This window comes from Sporosarcina sp. Y1004, from assembly GCF_057669665.1.
In genome coordinates, this window is record NZ_JBYHFQ010000026.1 from 14,969 (window position 1) to 35,420 (window position 20,452).

Sequence of the window (20,452 nt, forward strand, 5' to 3'; positions counted from 1 at the left end):
ATTCAAAAACATAGTATTTCTAACAACTATTTTTGACAATTGAAAACGTTTAATTGTATTATAGTAATATATGAAGGAGGCATTATTATGTCACAGATATCAAAAAAACAAATCGTGGAGAGTGTCCCGCAAAAAGGTTTCTTTGGGCACCCAAAAGGTTTGTTCACCTTATTCTTCACAGAGTTTTGGGAACGATTCTCTTATTATGGCATGAGAGCAATCCTTGTGTTCTATATGTATTACGAAATATCAAGTGGCGGCCTTGGACTAGACAAAACAGTTGCATTGTCTATTATGTCCATTTACGGTTCCCTTGTATACATGTCAGGGATAATCGGAGGTTGGTTAGCTGACAGGATTTTCGGTACATCTAAAGCGATTTTTTATGGTGGTATTTTCATTATGCTCGGCCATATCGCGCTTGCAATTCCTGGCAACATTACATTATTCTTCGTTTCAATGGTACTCATTGTAATTGGTACTGGTCTATTAAAACCTAACGTATCTAGTGTTGTTGGGGACATCTACCCAGAGAATGATAACCGTCGAGACGCGGGATTCAGTATCTTCTATATGGGTATAAACATGGGCGCCTTTATCTCTCCACTGATTGTCGGAGAATTAATGAAGACAAGTTTCCATCTTGGTTTCGGTGTTGCGGCAGTCGGGATGTTCATTGGACTGTTGATATTCATACTTACTAAAAAGAAAAGTCTTGGACTTGCTGGTACGCAAGTGGCAAATCCATTGGAAGCGAGCGAGAAGAAAAAAGTATTCTCAATTTTTGCAATTAGCGCTATTGCGATTGCAATTCTCGTCGCCATTGCCATTCCCCGTGGCTGGCTTACATTTGACTCATTCATTGCAATTGTCGGGATTCTCGGCTTCTTGATCCCTACAGCCTATTTCGTTGTAATGTATAGAAGTTCGAAAACGAATGATGATGAACGCTCACGTATTATTGCGTTTATTCCACTCTTCGTGGCTTCAGTTATATTCTGGGCAATTGCTGAGCAAGGATCAACAATACTTGCATTATATGCGGATACACGGACAAATCTTAATATCTTTGGCTATCAGATTTCACCAGCCTTTTTCCAATCATTTAATCCGTTATTCATAATCACACTGGCACCATTCTTTGCATGGATTTGGATGAAACTTGGTGATCGGCAACCTACTATTCCGCAGAAGTTCTCCCTTGGACTACTATTTGCCGGATTGTCTTTCATCGTTATTTTAGTGCCTGGCTATTTGGGAGGTACGGATGCTCTTGTAAGTCCACTGTGGCTCATTTTAAGCATCTTCATCGTCGTCCTAGGAGAATTGTGTTTATCCCCCGTAGGTTTATCTGCAACGACAAAACTGGCTCCTGCAGCGTTCTCTGCGCAGACAATGAGTCTATGGTTTCTTTCAAACGCAGCTGCACAAGCATTAAACGCACAACTTGTAAAATTATACAAACCTGAAACAGAATTAATGTATTTTGGAATCATCGGCGGGACAGCAATACTATTTAGTATTCTACTCTTCGCAGTTTCTCCAGTTATCCAGCGTTTTATGAAAGGCGTACGTTAAATAGAAATATTATTAAAACAGGCAGCTCCGCTAGTAATAGGGGCTGCCTGTTTTTTTACTCATTTTCAAGTTGTGGTTCAATCTTTTTCATAGGTATTTTCCTTTACTATTTATAATAAGATAATTAATGGACTCTTATTAAATTGAATAATGGAGGTATATCATGCTACTTGGCTTGACTATAATTTTAATTCTGGTTTTATTTTTGCCCTTTACAATGAAAATAGTTGAAAGGAATTTAGAATTCTTTTTATTCATCATGGGTATTTTCGCAGTTCTAGTTAGCCAGGTACTTGACTCCTATCTCATATTAAAAGCGTTGGAGGATCCGGTAAATATTACATTAGCGGTTATAATCGCCGGGCTATTGTTTCGGTGGCTTCGAACTCCTTTTCACAAAGGAGTACTGATTATGAGCAAAGCAATTCCTTTCCGCTTATTTATAGCACTCAATGTTATCGTTCTAGGAATACTATCAAGTGTAATTACTGCAATTGTTGCTGCAATTGTATTGGTTGCAATTGTCGGTGTGTTACGACTTGATAGGAAATCTGAAATACGTTTAGTAATAATTGCTTGTTACTCAATCGGACTCGGTGCGGTCTTGACGCCTATTGGCGAACCACTTTCAACCATTGCTACTAGTAAATTAGATGAGGACTTTTTCTATTTGCTTCGCCTAATCGGACCCGATATCATTCCTGGAGTTATTGCTTTTGGCATACTAGCTGCAGTAATGATCAACCCTTCAAAAAAGTTAAACAGATATAAAACAATTCCTGTTACGGAATCATACATCGAAATAATTATTCGGGGATTTAAAGTCTATTTGTTTGTAATGGCTTTAACATTGCTCGGAGCTGGCTTTGAACCATTTATCGAAAAGTATTTACTCGACATAAATCCTTTAATTCTTTATTGGATTAATATGATTTCTGCAGTGCTCGACAATGCCACATTAGCAGCCGCAGAAATCAGTCCTGAGATGAATGATTCGACAATTAAGGCCCTTTTACTAGGCCTGCTTATAAGCGGAGGAATGTTAATACCAGGAAACATTCCAAATATTATCGCTGCGGGAAAGTTGAATATTAAAAGTATTGAATGGGCACGTTTTGGCGTTCCAATCGGGTTAATTTCGATGGTCATTTACTTCGTAGTCATTATTACAGTAGGCTAAATTGAAAAAGGCGTAAAATGAGAAGCATCTCATTTTACACCTTTTTATTTTAATGTTATTTTTTCTTGGTAAATCTTCCAATTGCAAAAGCTCCGACTGCTAAACCAAGCACTGTATTTGTTTTTTTGTTAAATACTTGTTTGACAATAAGATTCATGTTTTGCGGCCTTTCAGCAAGACGACGCATGAAATAGCCGTACCAATCATTTCCGAAGGGTACGTAAGTGCAGAAATTATACCCTTCACTGGCCAATTTTAATTGCATGTCTTTTCTGAAGCCGTATAACATTTGGAATTCAAATTTATCATACGGAATATTATTATCCTTAACAAATTGTTTTACATGATTTATGACGTTGTGATCGTGTGTAGCAATCGAGGTAAATTTACCATTTAGCAAATGCCATTCAATTAACTTAATATAGTTTTCATCAATTTCATCTTTAATTTGATAAGAATATTGTTCAGACTCTTTGTATGCACCTTTTACTATTCGCAAGCGGAAATTCTTATACTTTTGAATATCTCCTACTGCACGGAAGAAGTAAGCTTGAATGACTGTTCCTATATTATCATATGTCCTCGATAATTCATCAAGTAGATCAAACGATGGTTGCAAACGAGCATGATCTTCCATATCGAAGTTTATGAAGATATCGTAGTTCTTTGCCTTAGAAACAATCTCTTTTAGATTTTCCAAACAAAAATCAAGATCTATATCCAAACCCAGTTGCGAAGGTTTCAATGAAATATGGGCATCGACTCCATGTTGATGGATTGCTTCAATTACTTCAAGTATTTGTTTTTTTGCAGCTAATGCTTCTTCTTTTGCATAAACAAACTCACCCAGATTATCTACAGTACAAGAAATACCATAAGAGTTTAACTCTTTAATGCTTTGGATTGTTTCTTCTACATTTGTTCCTGCCACTACGTTTTGCGCACCAAGTTTCAATCCGTATTTTTTAGCAGCACTATTCAATAACTGATTTTGAGATAACCCGATAAAGAAATCCTTCAACATATCGCATGCTCCTCAACTATGTTTTTGACTCCATTATATCATGCGCTCTTACTGAAATGACAGATGATGAAAACATATTAAACGTAATTTGAACGTTTCTCAAGTTGGCTTTGCCATATTTCGACTAGCAAACAAATACCCCAATAGATAAGACCAACCAAAATATAAACTGTCATATAATCGAATTCTCTTCCCCCGACGATTTTTGCACGCTGAAACAAATCAGGTACTGTAATCATCGCCGCTAACGATGATGCTTTGATTAAATCTAGCATAACGTTCGACAATGGCGGAATGGCTATGCGAGTCGCTTGAGGTATGATAACGGAAAACATTGATTGCATATATGACAAACCCAAGGCAGTAGAAGCTTCCCATTGACCTTTATCGACTGAGTTAAGCGATGACCGAATTATTTCGGCCATATAGGCGGATGAATGAAGACTAAAGCCTATTAACGCAGCTGTAACCGCAGTAAACTCTATGCCTATATTCGGCAATCCGAAATATAACAAAAATAGAAATACCAGCATGGGTGTTCCCCGCATATAGGAAATATAGATTCGAGAAGGCCACCTGAATAGTAGCAGTTTAGACGTCCTACCAAGCGCCAGGATTAAACCCAAAACTAATCCGAATGCCATCCCTCCAAAAGAGATGAGTATCGTGAAACCAACGCCTTGTAAAATATACGGAAATGATTCGATAGCAAGTGGCAAGTCAAAAATGTGGTTCCATTCAATTCCACTCACTTTATAACCCGCCTTTCCAATTATTCAAAATCATAATCTTTTTCAATGGACACGTCTTCTCCGTCAAAAAACTTTTCAGCTAATTGTGAAATCGTACCATCATCTTTCATTTCAACTAGCACAGTATTTACTTGTTCTAGTAAATCCTTACTGTCCTTTTTCATAATGATTGCCTGGACATTGGGATGATACTTTATGTCTGGATGAATCATAATCTCAAATTCAGGAAAAGCTTTTAGAGCAAGTTTTTGTAAATAATAATCATTTAAAATGACATCCGTTCGGCCAATTTCAACGTCACGTAAGTAAACATCATTTGTTACATTGTCATAAATAGCCTCTTCTGCGCCGTTTTCTCGACCGACTTGCATGTATACCGAAGTCGCTGCGCCTGCTGCTTTTTTACCTTTTAAATCTTTAAGTGATTCAATTCCTGAATGATCTGATTTACGTACAATTGCTGTACCAAACGAATACTTATATGGTTCTGAAAAAGTAAATTTTTCTTCCCGTTCGGGCGTAATTTCAATATCGTTCACTGCGAGATCGACCTGCCCACTGTTCAAGGAAGTTAGCATTCCATCTAGCCCCATCTCAACGAAATTAATATCCAAATCAAGGCGCTTACCCAGCTCTTTCATTATTTCCACTTCATAACCTGTCAGTTCTTTACTCTCGCTATCATGAAAAGAAACCGGATAAAGTGTACCAGATGTCGCTACTACAATTTCACCTTTTTCTTTTATTTTCTCCCAACTAGAAACTTTTTCATCTTCATTAGCGCTGGAACCACAAGCTGCAAGAACAGTAATTGTTAATAGCAGCAGAAAGGACAGAATCCTCTTATGTAGTTGTTTTTCTCTTGTCATGAAATCTCTCCGTTCTATCAAGTTTTATATATATCATGTCCACTAAAAAATTATAATGTATTCCTCTATGAATTGTAAGTTTTCGGATCTAAAAATAAAATCACAGACGGTACATCCACTTTCAAAGTAAGTAGGAATTCTAATTTATGTTCCCTGTCAACCGAATTAAAAATTCCTTTTCATGACAAAACCCATAAAAGTAATTGCTTTTACGGGTTTTGTCTTTATATCATTTCAGTTTGAATTGCCCTACAAGTTCCTCGAGATCCTGTGCCATCTGACTCATTTCAGTTGAATGCGCGGCAACTTCATCAATAGAAGCTGAAGTCTGTTCCGTAGCCGCGGAAATACTATTTGTCTTATCTTCGATTAAATGGATTGAGTGAGTCAGTTGACTAATTAGCCCTACCACCCGTTCAGAGTTCTCCGCTTCAACTGTCGTTAATTCTGAAATCAAATTTATTTCTTTCACAGTTTCTGAAACAGCACTGGATATATTACTCAATGAAACTGCGGTCAAACGGACGGTTTCAGTACCCGATTCAATTAGCTTATTGCTATCTGAAGTTGAACTAACAACTTGCCCTATACTTTCTGTTATATCGCGTACCAATTTTTCTACTTCCAACACTTCCCTATTGGACTGTTCCGCAAGTTTTCGTACTTCTTCTGCTACAACTGCGAACCCTTTACCATGTTCACCGGCTCTTGCAGCTTCGATTGATGCGTTTAACGCAAGTAGATTTGTCTGTGCGGCAATTCCTGCAATTGAACTTGTGATATTTTGGATTTTTGTTGTAGATTCAATCAGTTTTTGAATTGTACCTCCAGCTTCATTTGAAGAAATCCTGATTTTTTCCATATCACTGCTAATTTCATTCACGCTAAGTTGTCCTTCTTTAGCAATTTGCATCGTTTGTTGTGAATTACTCACACTAAGATCTGCTATTTCTTTTGAATTTTGGAGATCACTTGCTAAGGATGACAAGATCTTCGATGCGTTCTCTGCATTGATGGTACCATCTGAAATAGATGCAGCTGTTTCGTTCATGTTGTGTGCAACCTGCTGAATAGCCATCTGCATTTCATTCAAAGATGCCGTCGTATCAAGAGAGTTTTTTGTCAATTGGACAGATGTGCTTTTCACAGTACCAATCATATTACGCAAGTTCGCTGTCATTGTATTCAATGTACGACCGAGATCTCCTACTTCATCATTGCTCTTTACAACTGTATCTTCGATTGCAAGATTTCCTTTCGCAATTTCTTTTGCATGGGAAATTAAAACAGAAATCGATTTTGTTTTACGTCGGATTAGTAGGATTGTCCCAATTGAAGCAAGAATCATTGGTATCAAGCTTATGAGAATACCATTACGAACCACATCCCATGTCCTGCCTGCTACAATTGAACCATCAAAGTCGATAACGCTTATTGCAATAATTTCTTCAGTTGGATCGTGATTTTTAAATATCGGTGCATAACCGGACAAGCGTTCCATATCGGCGAATTCATAGAGCTCTGAATAAGTTGAATGCTTAGTTTCCAAAAGCATTGCAATTGCTTCCTCATCGACCGGAACGGATTTTCCCGGTTTAAACCCTGATTTCTTCAAATTATCATCAAGAGCAAGTATTTTTCCATCTAAGTCAATAATGTATTGCGTTTCGAAAATGGGTTTATGGTTGATTGTCCAGTTTAGTTGTTTGCCAACATCGTCCATGACTCCAACGTCGCCTTCGAGCATTTTATCTACATCTTCCGGGCGAATTAAACCAGTTGTAATATTGGCGCAGCCGTATGCCTCTACACCAGCTGCATCATATAATTTGGCGTAAGCTGTCTTATATGTAGCAACGGAAGTAATCGCCAGCATCGCAACCATGATGCCCACGATTATTGTTCCCAACTGTATCGTTAATGTATTTTTCACTATTTTTCCCCCTAGCATTCTACTAGTCTATTTTACCCTACATTATAATAAGAGGAAAGCTCAAAAACGGCCAATTATTCGACAAACTCGATCTGATATAAAAACATCTCTTTGTATAAGTTTAACGGAATGCTATTAGGTCTCCTAAGCAATCTAGCATGCATTCTTTTTTGTATCGAAACTCTAGAAATTAAGAATAGCTGATGCCCTTTTCGCCTGTAAGGCCAAATAGCTTCAGCTTGGTCAAATTTAACTTATTCTTTGTTCTTCCTAAAATAATCCTGCCCCTGCACTTTTACAAATCCAACTGATTCATACAAGGTTAGCGCACGATTATTTTTTGCTTCAACTTCAAGTCGTACTCGATTACCAGCATCATGTTCACGCTTAATAATATTTCGCAAAACTTTTCTACCGTATCCTCTTCCCTGAAATTCTGGGAGGACAGCAAATCCATAAATCCAAGCATCGCCGTCCATTCGGTTGATACGAACCTTTCCTACTGTCCTGTTATCAGCTTCAATCATTAAAAACTGCTCATCTGCTCTTTCTTTTATCCGTTCCAGATGAGACCTTGCATCTTCTTCATCCATGCCAAAAGCAAGTACATCAAGCAATACTTCTAAATCCGCGTCCCGCGGTTTTGCGGAACGTAAAAGAACTTCGTCACTCGGCTCAATTGTTTTTTCCTTCCAGACCATTTGAAATTCAGAAAATGCATAAGTGTAAGGTTGGGTAGATATCCAGCTCTTTGCTGTGTCTGATGATGAAGGTGCGTTCAATAAAACCGTTTCAAAGCTATATTGTTCCATTAGTACTAATGCCTGAGTCCATAGTTTCGTAAAATGGCCTTTCCTTCTTTCTTCAGGCTTCACCATTCCACAAACCTCAACTGTAGATCCGAAACTATATAAAGCTAGGAAAGCGATCAGTTCCCCATTTTCTATATGGAAGAAATCCATTTGACGTCCATCTCTTTCACGGAGCATTTCCCAGTTGAATTTCAATTGAAAACCGTCTGTTTTCTCACATTGGTTTTGCAGTTGCTTTATTGCAATTAATTGACTCTCATTTAACATACAATTTCCCCCAATTTAAATACACATAGTTCTTCTTATGTATTGACTCTATCAATAATAGCACGTAAAATAATATCTTCTATTTAAATTTATGTTTAAGCCAAGATCACCCGTGACTTCAGTCGTGGGAGGTTCATTCTTCAAATTCTTGCAAGGCTGCTCATTGGTCATTGTGTTTTTTTACGACTTCACAATAATGGCTATACAGTTCGGGAATGGCACCCAATTCATTTTTACCAGTATCATTAATTGTATATATTCCCCTACTGACTCTATCAAACCATCCATAATAGTTTTTATTTAGAATTGTAAATGTCTTTTCTCCTGTCCCCATCTCACGCAACGATTTTGGAGATAAGGGACCATAATGTAAAAAACAGCAGGCAATATGAATACAATTTTCTTTATAAGCCGTAATAATTTTAGTCTGGCTACTTCCACCAATGTTAAAATCACTGAGTCTACCTGCTATTTCTGTTAACATATCTGAACGTTTTTTCGTGCTGCGCTGCATGCTTTTTTTTCGATCAAAAGAAGTGGGATGAAATATAATTTCCGCTACGGCAACTTCTTCTTGAAATGATACGGTGATCAAGCCTAACTCAAGCCTCCTCACCAAATGGCAAGTATCTTTCCACTTTTTCGAGCGAAAACTGATTTTGGGTTTAGGTATTGCAACATAGACCTGATTCGTCAATCGCTGTCTTTTTGTTGCCTGCATCAGTAAATCAATATTAAGAGTGAGCTTCATCTCTATGAGTATTAGTTCCTGTTCTTTCACCGCGGCTATATCACACTCGTTCACTTCACCATAAACATCGTAACCCTGTTGTGTAAAGTATTCCTTAATCGGTTGATAAAGATCAATTTCATAACGTTTCTTTGTTTTATCTGACATAGCTGACCATCACCTCTTCTTAATGGTATAGAAAATAGATTGGAACTGCTATTCAAACATATTTTTATGGGATAAAGCTTTTTTTACGAGGTAGGAACAGGAAGTCAATATTTCCACACGTTGATGTTTTACATTTCCCTGGGGTGGAGAAGCATTCATTTATGTAAACTATACAATCCATTGGAAATAACACCTACAATAAATAACGCACAATTAAGAAGATTCTCATGCACATACGCGGGATTTCATGTTATCATTGGAAAACGATATTGAAGGGTGTTGAGATTACAATGAACGTTATGAAGACAGAACAAACTGGAATTCAAGTGGAAGACATACTAATTGCCAATCAATTATTAAAAGATGTAGTCGCACATACCCCTCTCCAAAAAAATGAACGACTATCAGAAAAGTACAATTGTCGTGTCTATGTAAAGAGAGAAGATTTACAACATGTCCGTTCTTTTAAATTAAGAGGTGCCTACTATAAAATCAAAACGATTGAAGCAGCAGCGCTCGAAAAAGGAGTGGTCTGCGCCAGTGCGGGTAACCACGCCCAAGGGGTCGCTTATGCATGTGCACATCTAGGTATAGATGCTAAGATCTTTATGCCGCAAACTACCCCAAAACAAAAAATTGACCAAGTTAAAATGTTTGGTAAAGGCTTTGTTGAAATTATATTAGTAGGTGATACATTTGATGATTCTTCTGAAGAAGCTTTCAAATGCGCTGATGCGGAGGACCGAATATTCATCCATCCTTTTGATGATTACGATATTATTGCTGGACAAGGGACAGTTGCAGTTGAAATGATGAATGACATTGATGAACCAATTGATTTTGTGTTCGCTAGTATTGGCGGTGGCGGGCTAATGGCAGGTTTGAGCACTTACATTAAAAATGTTTCACCGAATACTAGGATGATTGGTGTAGAGCCAGAAGGTGCAGCAAGTATGAAAGCAGCTTTAAAAAATAATGAAGTGACAACCTTAAATTTCATTGATAAATTCGTCGACGGTGCCGCTGTTAAAAGTGCAGGTCAATTTACTTTTGAAATCTGTCGCAAATATCTCGATGATATTGTTCTTGTTCCTGAAGGTAAAGTTTGTACGTCTATATTGGATCTATACAATGAACATGCAATCATCGTGGAACCAGCTGGAGCTTTACCAATCGCTGCCCTAGATTTTTATAAGGAAGAAATTAGTGGCAAGTCAGTGATCTGTGTAATTAGTGGTGGGAACAACGATATCGGACGGATGCAAGAAATCAAAGAGAAATCCTTGATTTATGAAGGTCTTTTATATTATTTCATTGTCAACTTCCCACAGCGTTCAGGTGCATTACGTCAGTTTTTGGACGAAGTACTTGGGCCAGATGATGATATTACAACATTTGAATATACGAAAAAAAATAACAAGGAAAGCGGTCCGGGGCTTGTCGGGATTGAACTGAAGAATAAGTCAGACTATGCTGGACTTATTCAGCGGATGGATCAATGCGGTTTCATGTTTAAAGAAGTTAACAATGATAGTACACTGTTTGATTTACTAATTTAATCTTCTAATGAAAAAATCTTGCTCACAGCTAAATGGCTGTAAGCAAGATTTTTTTCTTCACAATATTCTTTTAATTAAAACCCACTTGCCTCAAATGTATTCCCACCTTCAATGGTTCCATTTTCAAAACCTTTTGTAAACCAGTTCATCCTTTGCTCTGAGGTTCCATGTGTAAAACTATCAGGAACAACATAACCTTGTGTTTTTTTCTGGATACGATCATCCCCTACAGCACTTGCTGCGTTAATTGCTTCTTCAATATCTCCTGCTTCAAGAAAATTATTGTCATTCTGATGCTTAGCCCATACACCAGCGTAATAATCAGCTTGTAACTCCATATTCACTGAGTATTTATTGAATTCTTCCTTGCTAAGTTTCGAACGAAGTGCATTTACTTGCTCAGTGATACCTAATAGAGTTTGCACATGGTGCCCAACTTCATGGGCGATTACATAGGCCATCGCAAAATCACCTGGTGCTTGGAATTCGTCTTTAAGTTCCTGATAGAAGCTCAAATCGATGTAGAGTTTATGGTCACCAGGACAATAAAACGGACCCACAGAAGAGCCTGCAACACCACAAGCTGATTGGACTTGGTCTGTGTATAAAACGAGCACCGGTTCCTCATACACTTGGCCTTGCTCACGGAATAATTCGGTCCAAACTACTTCTGTATCAGCTAAAACAACAGATACAAATTCAGCGAGTTCTTTTTCTTCAGCAGTTTCCTCGTAAGGGACCGAACTCCCTGAATCGGAATTTTGTGTACCATTTAAGATATCGCTTGGATTACCTCCAAGAAAAGTAATAATTAGTATAATTATTAAACCACCAATTCCCCCTCCTGCTAATGCTATACCACCTTTACCCTTGCCTCTGCGATCTTCTACGTTTGAGCTTCTTTTTCTTCCTTTATACTCCATACCATTTCCTCCTGTTGTTAAATTTGAATAGTTGATTGAACTAAATACTTTTACTTATCTCTTGCTATACCCCAAAGCGCATATCCTAATTCTTTTAAAGTTCAAATAATCCATATCAAAAAAACAAGTAGCAAATGATTCTGCTACTTGTTTTACATGTTTATTTAGCTGATGAATTTGAAATGGTTGTAGCAATCCGGTCAAGTACAGGGACAGTACTTGATTTATGATTCTGCGTCAAGACACTAAATATTAATGTTTCACCGTCTCTAGTTTTTGCATAACCTGCAAGAGCGCTAACGTTAGTCAAACTTCCGGTTTTGGCAACTACATTGCCTTTAGCAGAACCAGTTTTCATACGATTTATTAGAGTACCACCCATAAACCTTTCTGGGGCCCCCGCAATCGGTAGTCCTTGAGCAAAAGTTGAATACCACGGCGCTGTTCGTACCTTGTATAATAACTCAGTTAACTGGATGGATGTCACTTTATTCGCGTGGGACATGCCCGAAGCATCTTCAAATAACCACTTGTTGCCATCTAACCCAATAGACTCGGCATAATTCCGCATGACTTGAAGGCCAGCCTTCCAACTACCTTGTCCGTATTTTTCTTTACCCATTGCCTTCGCTAATACTTCTGCATGTGAGTTATTGCTTAACTTTAAAAACGGCTTCATCAAACTCTTCAAGGGCATGGAACTCTTGGACACGAGAACCTTTGATCCCGCAGCAGTTTTACCACGTACGACTTTAGATGATGGCGCAAACTTTATTCCTTTTGATGTTAATGATTTTTTAAAGATATCAAGAGCATAGGCAGTCGGGTTGGACACAGTTATCCATTCCTTTTTACCTGTCGATCCAAGGGGCGCATTCCCTGTAATGACTATGTTATTTGTTCCATATTGGCGTACAATACGCAACGTGTTTTTATTCCCTTTTGGCACTGTTTTAGATTTATTGACCACTCTGACTATATTCGTTTCGGGTGTTAGAGTCACTTTTGCTACTTTTCCTCGAGCACTTGGCCTTGCATCGACTATAACTGTTCCGGCGTCGTAATCGGTGTTTGGAGCGACTGTTAATGCGGAAACCTGAGCTGCATAATAATAGGATTCATCATTTTTATGTATCCCTGGTGATAGACGAATTGTATCAAACCATGTGTCATCTCCTACCAAATTTCCGGAAACTCTTTTCACTCCACTACTAGCCAATTTCGTAGCGAAATTATCAAAATCCTTCTTTAACAACGTAGGATCGCCTGTCCCACGCAAATATAGATTTCCGTTCAATGTTCCATTTTCCACTTTCCCATTCGTTAATACATCTGTCGAAAAACGAAAATTTTCACCCAGTGTCTCAAGAGCCGAAGCTGCAGTTAGTATTTTCAAAGTGGATGCAGGAGTAATTCCTTTGTCTCCATGACTTTGATAGATAATTTCTCCATCAGAGGCTTTACGTACCGTTACACTGCTGACCGCCTTTTGCATTCTGCTGTCTGACATAATTGTATTAATTGCATTTTCCAAATCATTATATGGCGATTTCGCATACGTATTACCTTGCCCCAGATCAGGAGTAAAGAGCGTTCCAATCAACAACAACACCGACATTACGATTAGTAATAACCTCTTCTTAAACAAATCTTAACCCCCTAAAGTTTACTCAACTATGACTATTCTATCACAATAATAGACTACAAGAATCAGCATAATTAGAAAGCATTTATCCCTCGGTAATAGTATCGTATCTATTTCGCCGAAAGCAATCCGAAGCTAATCCAGTAAAAATGACGGTTTTCAAGCTTTTCACGCTAGTATTATTTGCACTTAAATGGTTAATCAACAGACGTGTTTTTTTAAAAACTCACCTGCTTGTTCAAACGTATAAAATTCAGACTCGATTATACTGACTTATTCAACAATTGAAGTTAGAATAGAGAGAGCTATCAATACTATTAAAGGGGGAAACTATATGTCTATTACTTTCACCGTAAAACAAGAACTGTTTTCGTTACATGATCCAATGCAAGATGGTAAACTCGTTGACCGAAAAACTGAAATCCGGCTTGATCCGTTGACAGGAGAAACTTCCAGAATCATTTTTGATCCTGGAGCTCCTTTCATTCCAAACGATTATTCAGAACTCGCGATAGCAACTTCTGGTAGTAAATGTCCATTCTGTTCCGAAAATGTCCAAACCTTGACTCCAAAATTTCCAACTGACTTAATAGATGGTGGGCGACTTATACAAGGTGAAGCTGTCGTTTTTCCAAACCTTTTTCCTTACAGTAAGCATAATGCTGTTGTACGAATGTGTGATCAGCATTACGTCAAACTTGATGAATTTACAGCACCTTTGATTGCTAATTCATTCTCTGCAGCACATAATTATTTAAAAAAAGTTATAGTGCATGATCCAAAAACCGCATATGCATCTATCAACTGGAACTACTTACCTCCGTCTGGAGGAAGTATTTTACATCCACATATTCATGTATTGGCTTCTGAACTTCCTACAAATTATCAATTAACAGCATCGGCAAGCAGTGAACAATTTTACCAAGAGACAGAAAGTAGCTTTTACGATGCGTTAATTGAACGTGAACGGGAGATTGATGAGCGTTTTATAGGGACGATAGGATCCATTAATTGGGTCCATGCATTTGCACCAAAAAGCCATGCTGATTTTATAGGAATTATGGATGCCGCCTCACTCAATGAATTGAACGAAAATAATTGGAAAGACCTCGCTGAAAGTATGACTAATCTGTTCCCTTACTTTGAAGAAATAGGTATCTCTAGCTTTAACTTGGCCCTATTTATACCCGTAACAAAGAATCCATTTGATCGTGTTCATGTTAGAGTTGTTCCTCGTCTGACTATCGGTGCACTTCAAACGAGTGACATGAATGTTTTCAACTTTTTACACGGCGAACCGCTTTGTATGAAAGTTCCCGAAGAAACGACAAAAAAGGTTTCTCCCTATTTTAAATAACAAAAAATGCCAGCATACGAAACGATGTAAAGTCGTTTCATATGCTGGCATTTCACTTTTGTGTCAATTGAAAATGGGTAATGTAACTAGAATCATCAGAGTAAATAAGATAGCGATATAATTCACGGAACACATAAACATGAGATGTGCCCATTTCATATCATCTTTAGTGAAAAACCCGCTAATACTCGCGAGTAGCCAACCAATGTTCAATAGTGAAGCGATTACTATGAAAACAATTCCAAGTGAATCCAAAAAGAACGGTAAAGGTAATAAACAGGCAACATAGATAACCATTTGACGTTTAGTAAAATCAAATCCATGAATGACTGGAAGCATAGCGACTTTAGCTAGACTATATTCTTCGACCTTTTTAATGGCAATTGCAAATGTATGCGGCATTTGCCATATGAATAGGATGAGCGCTAGTACAATCGGTACGATGTGATAACCGGGTGCGATTGCCGTCCAACCAATTAGTGGCGTCACTGCGCCCGAGACACTTCCAATAATTGTGTTTAATGTATATCTACGTTTTGACCACATAGTATACAAGATAACATATGTAAACCAACCAATGAATGCGTAAATAGCTGCTTCGATTGTAGTTAAGGCTAAAAGTACTAAACCGACTATTGATAATGCAATTCCCAGAGTTAAGACAAACTTTAGGGAGAAATGCCCTGTAACCGTTGGTCGATTTTTGGTCCTTTCCATTAATGTATCAATGTCGACATCATACCAATTATTTAGGATTAGTGCCCCAGCCATTACAAGTGTACTTCCTGAAATCGTCAATAAAAAGATGCCAAAGTTACCTAATAAAGTTGAATTCGTAAAATAGAGTGCTAACCAGAATCCAGTAAGCACAGGAAGTACGTTAGAAATAAGAACAATAGCTTTAAAAAGGGATTTTAAATCAGCAAAAAGGATTGCCATATTCTGTTTAGTTGATAATGTTGGTTCCTCAACCTTCTGCCATGAAGGATTCATAACTTTTGACATTTAGTCTTCTCTCCTCAAAAAAGCCAGGTACTTTCCCGATTTGATGGATTACAAAAATTCATTCGGTGACTGGCATACTTAACTCCATTTTACTCTTAGTCTTCAACTAAAACAAAGGAAAGCTTTGTGACATTTTTATAAAAGTAATAAAAAGGGATTTAAAACATCCTTTTGATGTTTTAAATCCCCATAGTTCTTAATGCTTTTTTAAAAAATTATACTATTATTTGATTTCTTTTAATGAATTCAATTGGTCCAACTGAATTAATCCTTCAATGTTATTATTAGGTACATATCCAGCCTCTTTGCTAATGTCAGCCATCTCTTGAAGAACGTTTTCATTTACTGCAGTTGTTACTTTCATGTGTTTGAATGCAACTTCGAGTTCAGCTTTATCAATTTCTTTCCCTGTTATATCTTTCAGATGCTTGATTACAAGCGCTTGGCTCTCTTCTGGATTTTGTTCAATAAACTCAACCGCTTTCACATGAGCTGTTAAATAGGCTTTCACAAGTTCTTCGTTTTCCGTAAACTTTTTGCTAGCTGCAACAACCGTATTAGTTGATTCTTTTCCCCATGCGAATGATTCCCAGTCCAATAACAACTTCCCGTTAGCCTGTGTTTCCAAAATATAGCCCCAAGGTTCTTGCGTTGCCGCGGCATCTATTGACTTTTGGATAAACAACGTCGGTGTATCAGCTGGTGCTGCTGCAAACATTTCTACAGTTCCACCATTCGCCTTCGGTGTTAGACCGACATCTTTTAACGCCTTACGCAGCATGACATCTTGCGTACTGCCAATTACGGGTATAGCTACTTTTTTTCCATCCAAATCAGCAAGTTCTTTTATATCACTATGTTCACTAGCGACAAGGACTGCCCCACCGTTTACTGCGCCTGAAATTATATGATAATTAGGATCTTTCACGTAAAAATTTAGTACTGGACCAGGTCCAACTGTCCCAACATCAATTGACTTAGTTGCCATTGCTTCCATGAACAAACCGCCATTACTGACGATTTTAGTGTTAATTTTTGTATCTTCTCCAAAGGCTTCTTTAAAGTATCCTTTTTCCATCGCGACAATTGTGGACATATGCGTTAAATTTGGAAAATATCCGATATTCACTTCTTTACTGTCTTGTGCATTGCCTTCTGTCTTTCCACAAGCAGATCCGAAAACCAATACAACTAAAGATATAAGCCCTAATAATATAGTACGTTTCATTCTATTCGCTCCTTATCTTCCGTTAGTTGTTATTACTTAACTGATGCCCCATTTTTTTTGAACACTTCGTTCCAATCGTAAAAAGACCAGATTATCCATAATTGTACCGATTACTCCAATGATTATCATTACTGATATGACTAAATCCATTTGTCCAAGTGACCTTCCCATTTCTAGGAGATGTCCAAGCCCTCCCCCTCCACCGAGAAGTTCACCAGCCATTAGTGCACGCCACGAGAATGCCCAGGCAAGCCGTAAACCTGTAATCAGTTGAGGTACTGATGCCGGCATAATAACTGTTCGTAAAAAGTGAAAACCGCCAGACCCCAATGTTTTAGCTACTTGTTGATAGAGCTTAGGGACATTTTTAAATCCACTCGCAGAATTAATTGTCATTGTCCAAGTTGCTCCAATTGCAACTATAAAAAGAATGGAAAAATCGTTCAAACCAAACCAGATAATTGCAAGTGGAAACCATACAATACTTGGAATTGATTGTAAAGCTGTGATTAAAAATCCAAGTGTATCTTCAACTAACTTTGAACGCCATATGAGATATCCTAAAAATAGACCGAGAACTGTAGCAAATGAAAAACCGACTAGCAGCCGAATCATACTTGTAAAAACTGCATTCGTGATCTGTCCATTTACAATACCCGTATAAAGTGTTTGAAGTACTTGGCTTAGACTAGGAAACATAAAGTCGGGTAGACTCGATAATCTAGATGTGACTTCCCATATCGCCGCTAGAATCCCTATGAAGAGGATTCGTCTTAAAAATGTAGTCATCCCCCATTTCCTCCTTTAACACTTTCTCAATTTCACCTTGCAGTGATGCTAGTATCTGTTTTTCCAGCTGATGTGTGAAGTCATTGGGCATAATCCCATCCTTCATGGTTTTCGAATTAAAGATGGCTTTAATTTTACCCGGACGTGTTTCAAAAACTACTATTTTTTCGGATAAAAGTACGGCTTCACGAATATTGTGAGTCACGAAGAATATCGTCACTTTTGTTTTTTCCCATATTTCCAGCAGTTCGTTGTGCAATACCATTCTCGTTTGCTCATCCAGTGCAGCAAATGGTTCATCCATTAGTAATATGGTTGGTTCCATTACAAGAGCACGAGCAATTGCAACCCGTTGCTTCATTCCCCCGGACAACTGATGTGGATAAGCATCAATAAAGTTCGTCAAATGTACCATTTTCAACATTTCTTTTGCTTTATCCTCTGCCTTTTTCTTCGAAAAACCTTTCAAAAGTAAACCATATGTAACATTATCAAGGACTGAAAGCCATGGAAATAATCCATCTTCTTGGAAGACGACGACACGATCGGGACCTGGATTGGTCACTACTTTTCCAGCTATGCGTATTTCACCTTTGTCAGCCTTATCAAGACCTGCTATAAGATAGAGCAATGTGGATTTACCGCAACCTGATGGGCCCACAATGGAAACGAATTGTCCTTTTTCCACGTCTAACGAAATATTGTCTAACACTTTCACTTGACCTTTTTCTTTATTGGGAAAACTTTTTTCAATCCCATCTATCGTTAAATACATATAAATACCCCTTTCAGGAAACTTCCATCAGACCTGTTTATAAAATAGTTCTACATCTCGCTGTTTAATTAAACTCGAACAAGTCACCTGATAGATAGCGTTCACCCGAATCTGGGGCAATACAGACCACGGTATCTGCTGGAGTCAAGCGTCTCGCCACGGCTAACGCTGCATATATGGACGCACCTCCTGATGGGCCCAGAAGGATTCCTTCATTCGCTGCCGCAATATGTACAGTGTCGTATGCTTCCTCATCTTTTATCTGAAAGATTTCATCATACACACCGGTATTCAATACCGAAGGAATAAAACCTGGGCTAGTGCCGACTAGTTTATGCTTTCCGGGTTCTCCTCCAGATAAAACAGGTGATCCAGCGGGTTCCACAACGTGAACCGTTATCTTATTATCATGTTCTTTTAGGGCTTCTCCAGTTCCAGTTACCGTTCCACCAGTTCCAGAAGTACAAACAAAAGCACTAAGCGTTCTTCCAATTGACTTCAGCGCATCAATAATTTCAACGGCAGTAGTTGTTCTGTGAATATCCGGATTTGCTGCATTTTCAAACTGCATTGGAATAAAACTGTCTTTGATGTTTTTTGCTAGTTCATTTGCCTTGGCAATTGCACCAGGCATTCTTTCTTCACTAGGTGTAAGAACGACCTCTGCACCGTAAGCTTTCATTAAGTTAATGCGTTCAGTTGTTGCATTATCTGGCATGACGAATATTGCCCGATATCCTCTCGCGGCAGCATTCATAGCCAAACCAATACCTGTATTCCCCGAAGTTGGTTCGATAATTGTTGCTCCCACTACCAATTCTCCACTTTTTTCCGCTTCAACTATCATATTGTAAGCGGCCCGGTCTTTTACACTACCGCTTGGATTAAATGATTCAAGTTTCACATATACAGCAGCACCTTGTGAATCTGGAAGTCTATTTAGTCTTACAAGTGGAGTGTTCCCAATCAATTCAGCTATATTATTTACGGCTCGCATGTTTGTCATCCTCCAACTACGTTTAAGATTTCTCTTGGTATCCATCTATTATTTCTAGAAAAGCTTTTCGCATTTTGTTAGATTGCCTGTACGTTTCATCTGTGATCGCTTTAAGTAATTTGGTTTTTGTTGTTTGATCTAACATAGATTGTTTCACTTTTTCCCTTGACTGCGTTAGAAATTCAAGATAATCCCCATAAGATTCATCGTAAATTACGGCAATTTCGTCACGAATGCTTTTGGAAAGTGTCGGACTAGCTCCTCCCGTTGCAACACTTATCGTTAAGTCCCCCCTTGTAAGCTTTGCAGGGACATGAAAGGTGCTTAACTCCGGATTATCAACGATATTGACAAGTTTAAACTTGCCAGCAGAAGATGCAACGTACTTATTCACCGTTTCACTGTTTGTTGCTGCGATAACTATCAACGCAGAATCGAGATCGTCCGGTTCGAACAATTTATTCTTCCAAGCAACTCGATTCTGAGCATAGAGTTTTTCTATTTCCGAATGAATCATCGGGCTAATCACAGTTACACAAGCACCCGCTTGCAGCAACCCAACCATTTTACGGTAAGCAATCAGACCTCCACCAACTACTACAACAGCTTTATCTTTGATGTTCAGCATAATTGGGTAGGACCCCATCTTTTCAACCACCTGCCGCTGTTAGTAATTCTGGAAAGAACCGCAAAATTAGCGGTCCTTCTTAGTTTTTCACAATAATAAAACATATATTTTTCACTTCGAGCAGTGTCTAGACTCCAGCGCCTAGCCCCTCAAGTCACTTCAGCCCTTAAGTTAAAGGCAAAAATCGCCTTTATCTTAAGGTCATACAGCGCTTTTCGGGTCTACCAAGGCGC

The 20,452-nt window shown here is 38.2% G+C and carries 18 protein-coding genes; 4 read left to right on the forward strand and 14 right to left on the reverse strand.

The annotated features are described in order from the left end of the window. Positions 1-87: 87 nt before the first annotated feature. Together AC25Y6_RS15465 and AC25Y6_RS15470 are read left to right on the forward strand one after the other, a co-directional pair. Positions 88-1,578, forward strand: coding sequence for a peptide MFS transporter (locus AC25Y6_RS15465; protein ID WP_482100642.1), 1,491 nt, complete (start codon positions 88-90; stop codon positions 1,576-1,578). A 163-nt stretch (positions 1,579-1,741) separates the two neighbouring features. Beyond that, positions 1,742-2,758 (forward strand): DUF1646 family protein, encoded by a 1,017-nt coding sequence (locus AC25Y6_RS15470; protein ID WP_488143660.1) that lies wholly within the window; start codon positions 1,742-1,744, stop codon positions 2,756-2,758. A 55-nt stretch (positions 2,759-2,813) separates the two neighbouring features. On the opposite strand, the gene AC25Y6_RS15475 is transcribed toward AC25Y6_RS15470, so the two are convergent. The 6 genes from AC25Y6_RS15475 to AC25Y6_RS15500 form a co-directional block, all read right to left on the reverse strand. Beyond that, positions 2,814-3,782 carry a proline dehydrogenase family protein gene (locus AC25Y6_RS15475; protein ID WP_488143661.1) on the reverse strand — a complete coding sequence of 323 codons (969 nt, stop codon included), beginning with the start codon at positions 3,780-3,782 and terminating at the stop codon, positions 2,814-2,816. Positions 3,783-3,859: 77 nt separating this feature from the next. Then, on the reverse strand, positions 3,860-4,534 hold the full coding sequence (locus AC25Y6_RS15480) for an amino acid ABC transporter permease (RefSeq protein WP_488143662.1): 675 nt from the start codon (positions 4,532-4,534) through the stop codon (positions 3,860-3,862). Between the two features lie 20 nt (positions 4,535-4,554). Continuing rightward, a complete protein-coding gene (locus AC25Y6_RS15485; RefSeq protein ID WP_488143663.1) occupies positions 4,555-5,403 on the reverse strand; it encodes a transporter substrate-binding domain-containing protein in 849 nt (282 codons plus the stop codon). A gap of 229 nt (positions 5,404-5,632) precedes the next feature. Next, positions 5,633-7,336 (reverse strand): methyl-accepting chemotaxis protein, encoded by a 1,704-nt coding sequence (locus AC25Y6_RS15490; RefSeq protein WP_488143664.1) that lies wholly within the window; start codon positions 7,334-7,336, stop codon positions 5,633-5,635. Between the two features lie 254 nt (positions 7,337-7,590). Continuing rightward, a complete protein-coding gene (locus AC25Y6_RS15495) occupies positions 7,591-8,415 on the reverse strand; it encodes a GNAT family N-acetyltransferase (RefSeq protein WP_488143665.1) in 825 nt (274 codons plus the stop codon). A 160-nt stretch (positions 8,416-8,575) separates the two neighbouring features. Then, positions 8,576-9,313, reverse strand: coding sequence for a DUF2161 domain-containing phosphodiesterase (locus tag AC25Y6_RS15500; protein WP_488143666.1), 738 nt, complete (start codon positions 9,311-9,313; stop codon positions 8,576-8,578). Between the two features lie 290 nt (positions 9,314-9,603). On the opposite strand from AC25Y6_RS15500, the gene ilvA reads away from it, so the two are divergent. After that, positions 9,604-10,872 carry a threonine ammonia-lyase IlvA gene (gene ilvA / locus AC25Y6_RS15505; protein ID WP_488143667.1) on the forward strand — a complete coding sequence of 423 codons (1,269 nt, stop codon included), beginning with the start codon at positions 9,604-9,606 and terminating at the stop codon, positions 10,870-10,872. Positions 10,873-10,946: 74 nt separating this feature from the next. Here the strand turns inward: ilvA and ypfJ are convergent, their stop codons facing one another. Both ypfJ and dacB read right to left on the reverse strand, forming a co-directional pair. Then, positions 10,947-11,795 carry a KPN_02809 family neutral zinc metallopeptidase gene (gene ypfJ, locus AC25Y6_RS15510; RefSeq protein ID WP_488143668.1) on the reverse strand — a complete coding sequence of 283 codons (849 nt, stop codon included), beginning with the start codon at positions 11,793-11,795 and terminating at the stop codon, positions 10,947-10,949. A 160-nt stretch (positions 11,796-11,955) separates the two neighbouring features. Continuing rightward, entirely contained in the window at positions 11,956-13,443 is a 1,488-nt protein-coding gene (gene dacB, locus AC25Y6_RS15515; RefSeq protein WP_488143669.1) for a D-alanyl-D-alanine carboxypeptidase/D-alanyl-D-alanine endopeptidase, read from the reverse strand. A gap of 331 nt (positions 13,444-13,774) precedes the next feature. On the opposite strand from dacB, the gene AC25Y6_RS15520 reads away from it, so the two are divergent. Beyond that, positions 13,775-14,797, forward strand: a complete 1,023-nt coding sequence (locus tag AC25Y6_RS15520; RefSeq protein ID WP_488143670.1) for a hypothetical protein — start codon at positions 13,775-13,777, stop codon at positions 14,795-14,797. 63 nt (positions 14,798-14,860) lie between these two features. Here the strand turns inward: AC25Y6_RS15520 and cyoE are convergent, their stop codons facing one another. From cyoE to AC25Y6_RS15550, 6 genes are all read right to left on the reverse strand, one after another. Beyond that, complete coding sequence (cyoE, locus tag AC25Y6_RS15525) at positions 14,861-15,790, reverse strand: heme o synthase (protein ID WP_488143683.1); 930 nt, start codon at positions 15,788-15,790, stop codon at positions 14,861-14,863. A gap of 235 nt (positions 15,791-16,025) precedes the next feature. After that, entirely contained in the window at positions 16,026-17,030 is a 1,005-nt protein-coding gene (locus AC25Y6_RS15530; RefSeq protein ID WP_488143671.1) for an aliphatic sulfonate ABC transporter substrate-binding protein, read from the reverse strand. 36 nt (positions 17,031-17,066) lie between these two features. Further along, positions 17,067-17,819: an ABC transporter permease gene (locus tag AC25Y6_RS15535; RefSeq protein ID WP_488143672.1), complete on the reverse strand. Its 753-nt coding sequence runs from the start codon at positions 17,817-17,819 to the stop codon at positions 17,067-17,069. After that, the gene (locus AC25Y6_RS15540) at positions 17,752-18,594 is read right to left on the reverse strand and encodes an ABC transporter ATP-binding protein (protein WP_488143673.1); all 843 of its coding nucleotides are present in this window, start codon (positions 18,592-18,594) and stop codon (positions 17,752-17,754) included. Before AC25Y6_RS15540 ends, AC25Y6_RS15535 begins: the two co-directional genes overlap by 68 nt. 64 nt (positions 18,595-18,658) lie before the next feature. After that, positions 18,659-19,591: a cysteine synthase A gene (gene cysK / locus AC25Y6_RS15545; RefSeq protein ID WP_482100657.1), complete on the reverse strand. Its 933-nt coding sequence runs from the start codon at positions 19,589-19,591 to the stop codon at positions 18,659-18,661. A 22-nt stretch (positions 19,592-19,613) separates the two neighbouring features. Then, positions 19,614-20,237, reverse strand: coding sequence for an NAD(P)-binding protein (locus tag AC25Y6_RS15550; protein ID WP_482100658.1), 624 nt, complete (start codon positions 20,235-20,237; stop codon positions 19,614-19,616). Between the last annotated feature and the right edge of the window lie 215 nt (positions 20,238-20,452).